15 protein-coding genes are annotated in these 13,359 nt (G+C 68.6%); 5 read left to right on the forward strand and 10 right to left on the reverse strand.

Annotated features, from left to right (window positions below):
• Positions 1–2: 2 nt before the first annotated feature.
• The 3 genes from ACIQ6S_RS09235 to ACIQ6S_RS09245 form a co-directional block, all read right to left on the reverse strand.
• On the reverse strand, positions 3–1,310 hold the full coding sequence (locus ACIQ6S_RS09235; RefSeq protein ID WP_397608105.1) for an ABC transporter permease: 1,308 nt from the start codon (positions 1,308–1,310) through the stop codon (positions 3–5).
• A 13-nt stretch (positions 1,311–1,323) separates the two neighbouring features.
• Entirely contained in the window at positions 1,324–2,007 is a 684-nt protein-coding gene (locus tag ACIQ6S_RS09240) for an ABC transporter ATP-binding protein (protein ID WP_298345598.1), read from the reverse strand.
• A gap of 61 nt (positions 2,008–2,068) precedes the next feature.
• Positions 2,069–3,322: an efflux RND transporter periplasmic adaptor subunit gene (locus tag ACIQ6S_RS09245; protein WP_397608106.1), complete on the reverse strand. Its 1,254-nt coding sequence runs from the start codon at positions 3,320–3,322 to the stop codon at positions 2,069–2,071.
• A 233-nt stretch (positions 3,323–3,555) separates the two neighbouring features.
• On the opposite strand from ACIQ6S_RS09245, the gene glmS reads away from it, so the two are divergent.
• On the forward strand, positions 3,556–5,382 hold the full coding sequence (gene glmS / locus ACIQ6S_RS09250; RefSeq protein ID WP_397608107.1) for a glutamine--fructose-6-phosphate transaminase (isomerizing): 1,827 nt from the start codon (positions 3,556–3,558) through the stop codon (positions 5,380–5,382).
• A 37-nt stretch (positions 5,383–5,419) separates the two neighbouring features.
• Positions 5,420–6,079: a DUF2238 domain-containing protein gene (locus ACIQ6S_RS09255; RefSeq protein ID WP_397608108.1), complete on the forward strand. Its 660-nt coding sequence runs from the start codon at positions 5,420–5,422 to the stop codon at positions 6,077–6,079.
• A 90-nt stretch (positions 6,080–6,169) separates the two neighbouring features.
• Here the strand turns inward: ACIQ6S_RS09255 and ACIQ6S_RS09260 are convergent, their stop codons facing one another.
• Positions 6,170–6,559: an HU family DNA-binding protein gene (locus ACIQ6S_RS09260; RefSeq protein WP_297867408.1), complete on the reverse strand. Its 390-nt coding sequence runs from the start codon at positions 6,557–6,559 to the stop codon at positions 6,170–6,172.
• 204 nt (positions 6,560–6,763) lie between these two features.
• On the opposite strand from ACIQ6S_RS09260, the gene ACIQ6S_RS09265 reads away from it, so the two are divergent.
• Entirely contained in the window at positions 6,764–7,342 is a 579-nt protein-coding gene (locus ACIQ6S_RS09265; RefSeq protein ID WP_397608109.1) for a TIGR00730 family Rossman fold protein, read from the forward strand.
• A gap of 10 nt (positions 7,343–7,352) precedes the next feature.
• Here the strand turns inward: ACIQ6S_RS09265 and ACIQ6S_RS09270 are convergent, their stop codons facing one another.
• The 5 genes from ACIQ6S_RS09270 to ACIQ6S_RS09290 all read right to left on the reverse strand — a co-directional run bounded on the left by ACIQ6S_RS09270 (position 7,353) and on the right by ACIQ6S_RS09290 (position 11,394).
• Entirely contained in the window at positions 7,353–8,129 is a 777-nt protein-coding gene (locus ACIQ6S_RS09270) for a hypothetical protein (protein WP_397608110.1), read from the reverse strand.
• Between the two features lie 88 nt (positions 8,130–8,217).
• Positions 8,218–8,595 carry a hypothetical protein gene (locus ACIQ6S_RS09275; protein WP_397608111.1) on the reverse strand — a complete coding sequence of 126 codons (378 nt, stop codon included), beginning with the start codon at positions 8,593–8,595 and terminating at the stop codon, positions 8,218–8,220.
• A 71-nt stretch (positions 8,596–8,666) separates the two neighbouring features.
• Complete coding sequence (locus ACIQ6S_RS09280; RefSeq protein WP_397608112.1) at positions 8,667–9,068, reverse strand: TfoX/Sxy family protein; 402 nt, start codon at positions 9,066–9,068, stop codon at positions 8,667–8,669.
• A gap of 5 nt (positions 9,069–9,073) precedes the next feature.
• Positions 9,074–9,559 (reverse strand): GAF domain-containing protein, encoded by a 486-nt coding sequence (locus tag ACIQ6S_RS09285; RefSeq protein ID WP_397608113.1) that lies wholly within the window; start codon positions 9,557–9,559, stop codon positions 9,074–9,076.
• Between the two features lie 68 nt (positions 9,560–9,627).
• Positions 9,628–11,394 carry a phosphatidylserine/phosphatidylglycerophosphate/cardiolipin synthase family protein gene (locus ACIQ6S_RS09290; protein WP_397608114.1) on the reverse strand — a complete coding sequence of 589 codons (1,767 nt, stop codon included), beginning with the start codon at positions 11,392–11,394 and terminating at the stop codon, positions 9,628–9,630.
• Positions 11,395–11,522: 128 nt separating this feature from the next.
• On the opposite strand from ACIQ6S_RS09290, the gene ACIQ6S_RS09295 reads away from it, so the two are divergent.
• Positions 11,523–12,296, forward strand: coding sequence for a TMEM175 family protein (locus ACIQ6S_RS09295; RefSeq protein ID WP_397608115.1), 774 nt, complete (start codon positions 11,523–11,525; stop codon positions 12,294–12,296).
• A complete protein-coding gene (bioD, locus tag ACIQ6S_RS09300; RefSeq protein WP_397608116.1) occupies positions 12,293–12,982 on the forward strand; it encodes a dethiobiotin synthase in 690 nt (229 codons plus the stop codon). The genes ACIQ6S_RS09295 and bioD overlap by 4 nt, the downstream gene beginning before the upstream one ends.
• Here the strand turns inward: bioD and ACIQ6S_RS09305 are convergent.
• Positions 12,970–13,341 carry a 6-carboxytetrahydropterin synthase gene (locus tag ACIQ6S_RS09305; protein ID WP_397597134.1) on the reverse strand — a complete coding sequence of 124 codons (372 nt, stop codon included), beginning with the start codon at positions 13,339–13,341 and terminating at the stop codon, positions 12,970–12,972. The genes bioD and ACIQ6S_RS09305 overlap by 13 nt on opposite strands.
• Positions 13,342–13,359: the final 18 nt, after the last annotated feature.

Below are 13,359 nucleotides of genomic sequence, written 5' to 3' on the forward strand. Positions count from 1 at the left end.
CCTCACTGGCTCTTCAATTGCAGGGCGGGGCGCACCGTGCAGGCGCGCCAGGTGGGCAACAGGCCGGCCACGAGCGCGGCCAGCACCGACAGCACGACGCTGCTTGCCAGCAGGCCGGGGTCCATCCGGTAGAAGTCTTCGGCGGTTGCGGTCGCCCGGCCCACCAGATGCACCCCATACCAGGCCAGTGCCGCGCCCAGCACGGCCCCCACGGCGCCGACCACCCCGGCTTCGGTGAGGTACTGCTGGAAGATCTGGGCGCGGGTGGCGCCGAGTGCGCGACGCACGCCGATGTCGCCGTGGCGCGCGGTGAATTTGGCCAGCATCAGGGTCATCAGGTTCACCAGGCAGACGCCGAGGAAGCCGAAGGCCAACCAGCTCGACAGGCGCTGGTCGTTGCCGACGACGCCGGCTTTCTCCAGATGCGCCATCAGGGGCAGCAATGCGATGTTGGGTGGGCGCGGCATGCGGCCGAGTTTCTTCTGCTCGGCCACGTAGGCCGAGAGGTAGTCGCGGTAGGCCCGCACCTGGTCGGTATCGTCCAGTTGCACCCAGTACTGCAACCAGGTGCACTCGGAGTCCAGAAAGCCCTGGTAGCCCGGCTCGGGGACACTTTGGCAGTTGGTCGTGCCGTTGTTGCTGTACTCGAACTGCACGGCAGTGCTGAACGGAATCCACAGCTGCTGGGGGCGGCCGGTGGCGCTGCTGCCATACACGCGGATGTAGTTCGGCACCGGCTGCCAAAGGCCCATGACGCCGGTGATGGTGTAGTCGCGCGCGTCAAGACGGATGCGCTGGCCCACCGCCTTGCCGCCAGGGAACAGGCGTTGCGCAAGGTCTTGCCCGATCACGGCGACCTTCGCGGCGTTGGCGTCGTCCTCGGCGCTCCAAGGGCCGCCTTCGACGAAAGGTACGTCGAACATGGCGAAGGCATCGCGCGTGGCCGTCATGCCGTCCTCGAAGAAGGGCTGAAGATCATCACGGCCGCTGTCGACCGCGGGGGCGATGCCGAACAGCACGGTCTGCCGCGTGCCCTTGGCGTCGCGCAGCAGATTGCGGGCATCGATGTAGCCCAGTTGGAAGTCGGGCTCGTCACCGGCGGTGTAACTTTCCAGCGGCCGCGCATCCAGGCGTGGCACGAACAGCTTGCCGCTCATCTGTGGCACGGGGTCGCCCGAGAGCGCCAGCAGCAGGGTCAGGCTGGTCATGCTGGTGCCGATGCCGACGGCGAGGATGAGCACCATCAGTGCGGTGAGCACCGGCGCGCGGCGCAGGCTCTTGAGGCCAAGCTTGAGGTGGTAGCGGAACATTGCGTCGGACTCCTCAGGCCGCGGCGAGACGCTGCAGGTCCACGACCTGGCCGTCGACGATGTGGATGTTGCGCTGGGCGCGCGCGGCGAGCTCCGGGTCGTGCGTCACCATCACGATGGTCGTGCCCTCGGCATTGATCTGCTCGAGCAGTTCCATGACGCCGCGGGCCATCTGCGTGTCGAGGTTGCCGGTCGGTTCGTCGGCGAGCAGCAGGCGCGGGCTGCCGGCGAGCGCGCGGGCGATGGCGACGCGCTGCTGCTGGCCGCCCGAGAGTTCCGCCGGATAGTGCTTCATGCGCGAGGCGAGGCCCACCTTGGCCAGTGCCTCCTCGATGCGCTGCTTGCGCTCAGGCCCCTTGAAGCCGCGATAGCGCAGCGGCACGTCGACGTTGTCGAACAGGTTGAGATCGGGGATCAGGTTGAAGCCCTGGAAGATGAAGCCGAGCTTCTCGTTGCGCAGGCGCGAGCGCTGGTTGTCGTCGAGGCCGCGGACATCGACGCCATCGAGGTGGTACTCGCCGCCGGTGAACTCCTCGAGCAGGCCGGCGATGTTGAGGAAGGTGGTCTTGCCCGAACCCGATGGGCCGGTGACGGCGACGAACTCGCCTTCGCGAACGGCCATGTCGATGCCGCGCAGGGCGTGGGTTTCGATCATGTGGGTCTGGTAGACCTTGGAGAGCTGTTTCATCGTAAGCATGTGGGGTTCCGTCGGAAGGTAGAGAGGGGAAGGGGTGCCGAGGCCGCAAGGCCGCGTGGCGCTACTCGTTGACTTGCACGCGTTCAGCGTTTTCGAAAAGGTCGGTGCCGGCGATGACCACGCGCTCGCCTTCCCGCAGCCCTTCGACGATTTCGATGGCGCCGACGGCGGTGGCGCCGACGCTGATGGGCCGGCGCACGGCATCGCCGCCGTCCATCACGTAGGCGAAGCGGCCGCCTTGGGTTTCGAGGAAAGGGCCGCGTGCCAGCTTCAGCACATCGGGTTTCTCCTCGATCAGCACGCGGGCACTGACGCGCTGGCTCTGGCGAAGGCCCTCCGGCGGTGCGTCGAGGCGGACGCGCGCAAGGACTTGGCGGTTCAGGACTTCGGGCGCGATGGTCATGAGCTCGCCGCCGACGGTCTGGGCGCCGATGCGCACTTCGACGCGCATGCCGAGACCGAGGTCGTCGGCGTAGGTCTCCGGCACTTCGAGTTCCACTTCGAGTTGCGAGAGATCGACCACGGTCATCAGCGGCGCATTCGCGGGGACGACCGCGCGATCGGCGACCGCGATGCTGCCGACGATGCCGTTGACCGGGGAGCGCAGATCGAGGTCGCTGACGCGGCGCTCGAGGTCGGCGACCACGGCGCGCTGGCGGGCCAAGGCCTCCTCGCGGCTCTTCAATTCCAGCGCGGCGTTCTGCCCTTCGAGACCGGCATCGGCCTCGCTGTGGCGGGCGCGCACCTGCGCCGCTTCCACCGCATCGGCATAGCGCAGGCAGTCGGCGCGGGGGATGGCCTGCAGCTCGCAGGCTCGGGCCGTGCGTTCGGCGTCGCGCTGGGCCGTCTGCAGGGCGAGGCGGCCTTCATCGGCGGTGCGCGCGGCCAGCAGCCGGGCCTTCTGCGCGAGGATGCGCTGGCGTGCCACGTCGGCCTCGAAGCCCCGCAGCGTCGCGAGCTCGCGGTCGCGCTCGGCGCGGAGCTCCGGCGAGTCGAGCGTGGCCAGCACATCGCCCTGCTTCACCGTGGCGCCGGCGCGCGTCCTCAGGTTCACCGTCGACGCCGCCGGCGCGTACAGCGTCGGGCTCACCGACGCCACCACCCGGCCGTTGACCTGCGCGTCGCGCACCAGCAAGCCGCGCTCGACCGTGGCGATACGCAGGCGGTCGGCGCTTACCGAGCGGCCGGCGCCGGCCCAGGCCCAAACCGCCACCAGCACCGCCACGAGTCCGGCGGTGGCGCCGATGGCGAGCCACGGCAGGCGGCGCTTCGGCGCGGCGACGGTACGGTCTTGGGCGGAGGTGTCGGGGATCATCGGCGCGGACGTCGTGAGGGAATGGCTCTTCCCTAGCACGTCGCGTGCCAATCGGTTTTCCCTTCTATATCAGTGGCTTGCGACGAGGTGCCAGTGTCCGCGGTCGTCCGTCCGGCGTCCGCGGCGGGCTGCGGCCGCCCGCGCGTGGACAGAATTCCACCGTCGTCGCGTCATGCTGCTGCCTTCACGGCCGCTACACTGGGCGCCCCCTGATTTCTGTGGAGCGGTAATCAATGTGCGGAATCGTTGGAGCGATCGCCGGTCGTGATGTCGTGCCGGTGCTGGTCGATGGATTGAAGCGCCTGGAGTACCGCGGCTACGACTCGGCCGGCGTGGCCGTGCTGGATGGCGAGTTGAAGCGCGTCCGTCGCACCGGCCGCGTGGCCGAGATGGAAGCCGCCGCCGCCGCAGAAGGCTTGGCCGCGCACATCGGCATCGGCCACACGCGCTGGGCCACCCACGGCGGCGTGACCGAGGCCAATGCCCATCCGCACATCAGCGACGGCGAACTCGCCCTGGTGCACAACGGCATCATCGAGAACCATGAGGAACAACGCGATCGCCTGAAGTCGCTGGGCTACGTGTTCACGTCGCAGACCGATACCGAAGTGGTCGCACATCTCATCCGCCACCACCTGCGCGCCAGCGGCGACCTGCTTGCGGCCTCGCAGGCCGCGGTGAAGGAGCTGCGCGGTGCCTACGCGCTGGCCATCATCGCCAAGTCCGATCCGTCGCGCCTGATCGCCGCGCGCATGGGCTGCCCGCTGCTGATCGGCGTCGGCGATGGCGAAGCTTTCGTGGCTTCCGACGTTTCCGCCGTCGTGGCGCAGACGCGCCGTGTCGTCTATCTCGAAGAAGGTGACGTCGCGGAAGTGAAGCGCGACGGTCTGCGCGTGTTCGACGCCGACGGTGCCGCCGTGCAGCGCAAGGAGCAGGTGTCCGGCGTTTCGCTCGCCTCGCTGGAGCTGGGCCCGTACCGCCACTTCATGCAGAAGGAGATCCACGAGCAGCCGCGCGCGATCGCCGACACGCTCGAGCCGATCCTGGAGACCGGCTTCGTGCCAGCGCTGTTCGGGCCGCGTGGCGCGGAACTGATGGACGGCGTCACCGGCGTGCAGATCCTCGCCTGCGGCACCAGCTACTACTCGGGCCTCGTGGCGCGCTACTGGATCGAAGCCATCGCCGGCGTGCCCTGCGCCGTCGATATCGCCAGCGAGTACCGCTATCGCCCGATCGTGCCGAACCCCGGCAACCTCGTCGTCACCATTTCGCAGTCGGGCGAGACGCTCGACACCTTCGAGGCGCTGAAGTACGCGATCGCTGAAGGCCACCACCGCACGCTGTCGATCTGCAACGTGGCCGAGAGTGCGCTGCCGCGCATGTCGGCGATGCAGTTCCTTACCCGCGCGGGTGCGGAGATCGGCGTTGCCTCGACGAAGGCGTTCACCACCCAGTTGGTCGCACTGTTCGCGCTCGCGCTGGTGATCGCCAAGGCCCGTGGGCGTCTCGATGCCGAGGCGGAAGCCGGGTACATCGACGCGCTGCGCCACCTGCCGGGCAGCGTGCAGCATGCACTCAACCTCGAGCCGCAGATCGCGGCCTGGGCTGAAGCGTTCGCCACCAAGGACCATGCGCTGTTCCTCGGTCGTGGCCTGCACTTCCCGATCGCGCTGGAAGGCGCGCTCAAGCTGAAAGAGATCACCTACATCCACGCCGAGGCCTATGCGGCCGGCGAGCTGAAGCATGGCCCGCTGGCGCTGGTCGACGCCGAGATGCCGGTGGTGGTGATCGCGCCGAACGACACCCTGCTCGAGAAGGTGAAGTCGAACATCCATGAAGTGCGCGCGCGCGGCGGCGAGATGTTCGTCTTCGCCGATGCCGACAGCCATTTCGGCGAAGAGGACGGCGTGCATGTGATCCGCACGCCGCGCCACGTGGGGCCGCTGTCGCCGGTCGTGCACGCGATCCCGGTGCAGATGCTCGCGTACCACACCGCGTTGGCGCGCGGTACGGACGTCGACAAGCCGCGCAACCTCGCGAAGTCGGTGACGGTGGAGTAGTGTCCGGGAGGTCCGAAGCCGATCGGCGGACCTCCTCTTGGCCAGCGCCTCATTCCCTGCGTCGAAGCGCGCCGTTCCGGCGGCGCTGCTCCTTGCGTATGGCGTCGTCTGGGGTGCCTTGGCCATCGCCCCGAAGCACCGCGCGGACTGGTGGCTCGAGAACGTGCTGGTCTTCGTCGCGATCCCGCTACTTGTCTGGTCGTCCTCGCGCCTGCGCCTGCGGAACGTCAGCTACGTCGCGCTGTTCGTGTTCTTCGTGTTCCATGCCATTGGATCGCACTACACCTACTCCGAGGTGCCGGTCGATGCCTGGTGCCAAGCCTGGTTGGGGTTCTCGCCCGATGCGGCGTTCGGCTTCGAGCGGAACCACTACGACCGGCTCGTGCATTTCCTCTACGGCCTGCTCGCCATCCCGGCGGCGCTCGACATCGTCGATGCGCGGGCGCCCACCACGCGTCTCTGGCGATGGCTGCTGGCCGTGGGCTTCGTCACCTCGCATTCCCTGCTCTACGAACTGATCGAGTGGGGCGCCGCCGTGGTGTTCGGTGGCGATCTCCGCATGGCCTTCCTCGGCACCCAGGGCGACATCTGGGACGCGCAGAAGGACATGGCCCTCGCCCTGCTTGGCAGCGTGATCGCGGCGACGGCGCTGTCCTTCGGCGGTACGGATGCATCAGGTCGTCCCGGGGCGATCTGAAAAAGAAACGGCCGGCCCCGCGAGGGACCGGCCGTTCGGCGTTTCAGGCGTCTGCGCCGCGTTCGGCGCCGAGCCGCGGCGCGCGCAGGATTACTCCGCGGCGGCCTTCAGCTTGCGCAGCGGGCGGACCTTGACCTTGGTCGAGGCCGGCTTGGCGGCAAACCACTGCTCTTCCTTGGTGAACGGGTTGATGCCCTTGCGCTTCGGCTTGGCCGGAACGCTGACCGAGGTGATCTTCAGCAGGCCCGGCAGCACGAACTGGCCGGCGCCCTTCTTGTTGAGCGAACCGACGATGGCGCCTTCGAGCGCGGCGAGCACGCCACGGACGTCCTTGGCGGCGACGCCAGCGGCTTCGGCGATGTGCGCGACGAGGCCGGTCTTGTTCAGCGTTTCCTTGATGGCCTTCGGCGCAGCCGGGGCGGCCTTCTTCGGGGCGGCCTTCTTGGCCGGGGCTTTCTTCGCAGCTTTCTTGGTTGCCATGTGATGGATTCTCGTTTGGTTCCGTGGATCGGTGGTGGGACCGGCCCGGCGACCCGCGGTCGGCTCGGACCTGCCAATCCTCGCCTGAAACGCGGCAAAAAGTGAGCCCCCACGCGAAAAAAACCGCACTTTTTTTGCGTCGGACGCCGAATGCCCCCGTCTGCAGCCGTTGACGCGCGCGAATCGGCCTGTTGCCATACCGCCATGCGCATCTGTGTCTACGCCGCCTCGAGCGGCAAAGTCGACCCCGCCTATCTCGCCGCGGCCCGCGAACTGGGTGCCACGCTGGCCCGCGCCGGCTGCACCACGGTCTATGGCGGCGGCGGGCAGGGCCTGATGGGCGCCTTGGCCGACGGCGCCATCGCCGCGGGTGGCGAGGTCATCGGCATCATCCCGAAGTTCATGGTCGACCTCGAATGGGGTCATCCGGGTGTCACCACGTTGGAACTCGTCGAGGACATGCGCGAACGCAAGCATCGCCTGCTCACCGGCAGCGATGCGGTCATCGCCCTGCCGGGCGGCTGCGGCACGCTGGAGGAGCTGTTCGAGGCGATCACGCTGAAGCGCCTTGGCCTGTACTTCAGCCCGATCGTGCTGCTCAGCGTCAACGGCTTCTACGACGGCCTGCAGGCTTTCATGCAGAAGGTGATCGACGAGCGCTTCATGAATCCCGAACACGCCGCCATGTGGTCGATGGTGGCGCGCGTCGACGAGGTGCTGCCGCGCATTCGGGAGACACCGCGCTGGAGCGAGAACGCGCGCGATTACGCCGTCGTGCGTTGAGCGCCGCGGCTCAGCGCATCATCCCGCGCAGCTCGGCCAGCACGACGTCCGCGTCCTGGATCGTCACGAAGCCGAGGCGCGGGTACTCCAATTCGATGATGCTGTAGATCGTCCCGCTGATGACGAGGACGAAGACCACGGTATGCAGCGGGCTGCGCCGGCCGCTGAGGCCGCGGGCGTGGCCGGCGAGGAAGGTCGCGAGCATCGCCACGAGGGCCAACGCGGCGAACACGATGCCCGGCGGGTGCAGCATCGCCGCCATGCGGCGCGTGGTGGTGATGTCGATCATCTCGTTCAAGGGGCCGAGTAGCGCCATGGCGAGCGCGGGCTGGCCCTTCTGCTCGAGCGCGGCGTTGACGGCGGCCCAGATGCGCGCCTGCTGCGCTTCGGTGGCCGCCTGCGAGCCCGCACGTGCCGGCGCGTCATCGCTGTGCTTGCTCTCGGCGATGCGCACCTCGAGGTAGTCGCGGTAGAGCGGCCGGATCGGCGCACTCAGGTCGCTGCCCAGCAGGTCGAGTCGCAGGTAGCTGGTCGAGATCGCATTGGCTTCTTCGGCGATCAGCAGGCGGCGCGTCTCGAAACGGTCACCGGCGCTGGAGAAGCTGAAGGCGATCAGCAGGCCGAGCAGGGCGAACACCGCGCCCTCGATGACCCCCAGCCCCTTGTCGGCGTCCTGGCCTTCACGCACCAGCTGTCGGCGCCCCCAGCGGAATCCGGCCTCGCCGGAGGCGAACAGCAGCCCGCAGATGACGACGACCGTCAGCAGCAGTCCGAGGGTCCAGGGCATGGCAAAGGGTCCGTGAGAGAGGTGGGACCGTCATCCTCGCCGATCCCGCTGCGAAGGCAAGCCCTTGCCCGCGCGGCCTTCCGCGAGGTCACTCCTGGTCGAGGTTCAGGCGCACGCCGCGGATGGAGTTGCTCACGACGGTGACGTTGAAGCGATCGCGGCCGAGGCGACGCTTTACCAGCACGTCTTCGCCGTCGTCGCGCTCGACCTTGTAGTCGGCACCGATGGCCTCGCGGAGCACGTCGACGACGCGCTTGGCGACCATGTTCTCGCGCGTGCCGGCAGCGACCTCGATCGGCACGGTCACAGTTTCGCCGCGGCTCGGCGTGATCGCGAGCACCAGCGTGCCGTCGGAGCGGGCGTTGCCACTGAATTGCAGGCGCCACTTGTTCTCGAGCGGCACGGCCTGGAGCAGGCTGCTGGCGGCAAGGGCGAGGACCGCGAAGGCGGCGATCACGAGGCGCATGGGGAATCCTCAGTCAGGTGCGGAACCCCAGCCTGCCATCCCGAGGCCGTGGAAGCGAAGGGCGACGGTCCTCAGTCGCCGCCGCCGTCGCTCCCGCCGTCGTCCGCCGGGGTCTCGTCCGCGTCGGCATTCGGCTCGCCGTCGCCGTCACTCCCGGCCACGGCGCCCGCCGGCGCGTTGCCGCCACTGAACCAGCGCGGCTGCGCCTTGGGCAGCGCGGCACTCGCAGCATCGGCGGCGAGGATCAGTTCGCTACGGCGCTCATCGGGCACCTGCTGCCAATGGCACTCGAGCAGGGCGCCCTCCAGCGAATAGAGCAGGTTCAACGAGGGCTTGAAGCCGGCTCGCTTCAGCTTGACGAAGGCCTCGAGGCTGCCGAGCGCGCGTAGATCGTCGAGCGTGCGCACGCCAACCTGGCGCAACTGTGCTGCCGATTTCGGGCCGATGTTGCGCAGCTTCTCCGGCGCCGCCATCGCGATCAGGCCAGGGTGTCGAGGAAAGCCTGCGCCAGCGCTTCCAGCCCGCGCTGGTCGTCGGCGTCGAAGCGGTTGAGCACCGGGCTGTCGATGTCGAACACGCCGACCAGCGTTTCGCCCTTGAACAGCGGCACCACCACTTCCGAGCGCGAGGCCGAATCGCAGGCGATGTGGCCCGGAAACGCCTCGACATCGGGGACGAGCTGGGTCTGGCGCGTGGCCGCCGCCGTGCCGCAGACGCCCTTGCCGATGGCGATGCGCACGCAGGCCGGCAGGCCCTGGAAGGGCCCGACCACGAGCTCCTTGCCATCGAAGAAGTAGAAGCCCACCCAGTTGAGGTCGGGCAGGGCGTGGAAGACGAGCGAGGACAGGTTGGCGGCGTTGGCGGTGCGGTCGGGCTCGCCGTGCATCAGGCCACGGGCCTGGTCGACGAGTTGGGCGTACTGCTCGGCCTTGGTGCCCTCGAGGGCGGCGGTGGTGAAGGACATGGGTGGCGATTCGTGGAACGTGGGGGGCACACAATGGTGGCGGAAAGCGCCCCGGGCAAGCGGCAGGCTCAATACAGCCAGTGGAGGCCGGTGATCTTGGACAGGCCGTGGATGGCCCGCTGCCAGCGCGTGGTGAGGCCGGTGGTGCCACCAGCGTCGATCACCCGCCGGCGCATTTCGATCCACTCCGGCGAGCCCCAGCGCAGGGAGCGCCGCTTCAGGGCCTCGAACTCCGCCACCAGCTCGCCGGCCAGCGCCGGGCTCTGGAAGAAGTACCCGAACTCGTTGTTGAACAGGCGCGAGCGGTAATCGAAGTTGTCGGTGCCGATGAAGCCCCGATCATCCGCGACGATGAACTTCGCATGCAGCTTGCCGTAGGCCACGTCGCCACCGATGGCGATCGCATCCAGCCCACCCAGCTGGTAGACGTGGACCCGCGGGTGGTTCATCAGCGCCTGCCATGCTTCGTCCCGGGCCAGTTCGTCGAGGCTTCCATCGCCCGCGCGCCGACGCCACTCGCGCAGGCCGGCCTCGTCGAGCAGCAGGCGCGGGGCGGTGTCCATGTCGATCACGGCCTGCGTCAGCAGGTTGTCGCTGCTGACGACGGAGTTGGTGAGCAGCTCCAGTTGCATTTCCGGATTCTGATCGACCAGCGCCAGCAGGGTAGCCGCACCGTCGAAGGCCGGGCCGCGCTGGGTGAGGCGGTACTGGGCGAAGAAGAAATACGGGCTGACGATCCTGAGGTGCTTCGGCGGGTTCGCCTGGTTCATTTCGATCCACTGGCGCTGGATCGAGTTGCGGTTGGCCTCGAGGTTCTCCCGGACGCCGCGCACCGCGCGTCGGCGGTAGAGGTTGCCCAGCTCATGGGCCATGCGGACATCGGCCTCGACGGCGCCCTCATTCAGCCAGCCGGGCATTCGTGCGAGGGCGTCGCGGATCAGGGGCCAGGCGCGCACGCGGGCCAGGGTTTCCTCCGCCTGGAGCCGCTGTTCGCGGGCACGTCGCGATCCCGGGCGTGGTGGATCGAGCAATCGCGTCCCCGGCTGCAGGAACAGCAGGCTGTAGTAGTAGGTCGCCGCGTCGCCCACCGCCATGCCTTCCGTGTTGCGCGCGCGCACCAGCAGCTCGGCGTCCTGGAACGCGTGCGGGTCCCGTTCGCCGCGGGCATCGATGCCGTAGTAGTCGAGCGAGACGTTGCGACCGCCGGTCATGGCGTAGGCGAGCTCGCGCTGGTGGCCATCGACCACCAGCAGCTTGTCGTGCGAGCGCCGGTTCCAGCGCACGAAAGGGCTGGAGAGCGGATTGATGATGGCGACTTGGGCGCGTGCCCGGTGTGTCGTGGGCCGGCCTTCCGGGTCGGTCAAATTGCCGGCTTCTTCAGCGCAGGACTGCAGGCCGCGCAACTCGGCATGCGTGGCGCTCAGCGAGCCCACCGAGTCGATCATCATCCGCACGTCGACGCCGCGCCGTACGGCGTTGCACAGCGCGCCGAGGATCGCGTAGCCCGCTTCGTCGCGGGCAAAGATGAAGTACACGAGGTCGATCGAATGGCGCGCGTTGTCGATCAGCCACAGTTTCGCCGCCAGCGAGGCCACGGCATCCTCGTTGTTCGCGCCCACCAGCTTTGCATGCACGGGCAGGGGCGAGAGCGGGATGGTTTCGCCAAGCCGGATCGGGTCGAAGGCGAGCTCGCGCGCGGGAAACCAAGTCCGCTGTGCCACCGTCTGGCCCACGAAGTCCTCGGCCAAGGGCGGCGGCGTGCCGGCCTCCTCGCGCGGCAGGGTCGCGCAGCCTCCGAGGCCCAAGGCACAGACGATCAGAGGGAGCCATCGCATCGCGGCCATCATGCCCACCCGGTTGGACTCGAGCGCCCAGTGTAGGCGAGTCCCTCCGTGGCCCCGTGCGCCTAGGCCGTCCCCCTAGAATCGACGGGCAACGCCGCGGTGTGCGGCCGGGAGTGGTGATGGGGAGCGATCCGTCGAACAGCGGGATGGGCATCGGGGCGGACGCCTTGGCACGCGTCGCCGGCGCGCGCGATCCGTTCGGTTTCCGCCTTCGCGGCGAGCGCACCACGCGGCTGGAAGCCTTCGTCGATGCGGCCTTCGCCTTCGCCTTGACGCTGATGGTGATAGCCGTGGGCAGCGTGCCGCGCACGCCCGACGAGCTGGCGGCGGCACTGAAGGGCGTCCCGGCCTTCGCCGCCTGCTTCTGGCTGATCGCCACCTTCTGGCGCGGCCATGTCGACTGGAGCGAGCGCTTCGGGTTGGATGACCCGCGCAGCCGGCAGTGGAGCCTGCTGCTGATCTTCCTGACGCTGATCTTCGTGTTCCCGCTGAAGATCGTGTTCGCCGTCTTCTTCGACTGGATCAGCGGCGGCGCGCTGCCGTCGAACTTCCCGTTCGGCACGATCGCGGAAGTGCAGCGCATGTTCCAGACCTTCGCCATTGCCTTCGGGTCGATGGGGGCGGTGCTGTGGGCCTTGAACCACCATGCCTGGCGCCAGCGCGAAGCACTCGGCCTGGATGCCGTGGAGGTCCTCGCTCTTCGACTGGTGATGCGGCAGTGGGCGCTGCTGCCCCTGTTCTCGCTGGTGTCGCTGGGCCTGAGCCTGTGGACGGACTCGTTGCGCTACGGCGCGCCGGGCATGATCTTCTTCGTGATGCATTTCGCCCAGGTCGGTTTGCGCGCGCAGCATCGACGCCGCCTTGCGGCCGCTTTGGCATCCTCCACCGCATGACAACCGCTTTCTTCGTGACCGGCACCGATACGGGCGCCGGCAAGACCTTCACCAGCACCGTCCTGCTCCATGCGCTCCGCCAGCGCGGCCTGCGCGCCGTGGGCATGAAGCCGGTCGCCAGCGGCAGTGAGGAAACGTCCGAGGGTCTGCGCAACGAAGATGCCCTCGCGCTGCAGGCGGCCAGCGATCCGCGCCCCGACTACGCGCTGGTGAATCCGTGGGCGCTGCGCGAGCCGACAGCGCCGGAGATCGCGGCGCGGCTGGATGGCGTGGAGGTCACGATGCCGCCGATCGAAGCGGCCTTCGCGCAGTTGACGGCCCAGGCCGACGTGGTGCTGGTCGAAGGCGTCGGTGGCTTCCTCGCGCCGGTGAACGCGCAGCTCGACCAGTGCGAGCTGCCGCGGGCGCTGCGCCTGCCGGTGCTGGTGGTGGTCGGCTTGAAGCTCGGCTGCATCAACCACGCGCGCATGACCGTCGAGTCCGTGTTGTCCCGGGGCTTCCCCGTGCTGGGCTGGATCGCTTCGGACGTCGAACCGACGATGCTGTTCCCCGACGATTACTTCGAGGCCCTGAAGGCCGCGCTGCCGGTGCCGTGCTTGGGCCGCCTGCCGAACGCGCCGGGCGTGGACCCGGCGACGCTCACGCAGCACCTGCAGTTGCCCGAGGGCTTTCCTCAGCCGAGCTGAAGCGTCGCGCGGTCGCCCGAGGCGGGACGGAACACGGACACGCGCACCAGCAGCGGCATCGACGGCTGCAGCTCGCGGGCGATGAAGGCGCAGAGGTTCTCGAGCGTGGCCGGGCCGATGCCCTCGACCTCATCGAGGAAGCGGTGGTCGAGGCGGTCGCGCAGCGCCGCCAGCTCGCGGCGCACGAAACCCAGGTCCACCACCATGCCGGTCTCGCGGTCGGGCTCGCCGCGCAGCGTGACCTCGGCGTGGTAGGTGTGGCCGTGGATCCGCTTGCTCGATTCGATCTCGCCCTCGACGTAGCGGCGCAACGTGTGCGCGGCTTCGAAGTAGAAGGCTTGGCTGAGTTCGGTGGGCATGGCGGAAACGACCGGGGC

Source organism: Silanimonas sp. (assembly GCF_044377035.1).
GTDB lineage: Bacteria > Pseudomonadota > Gammaproteobacteria > Xanthomonadales > Xanthomonadaceae > Silanimonas.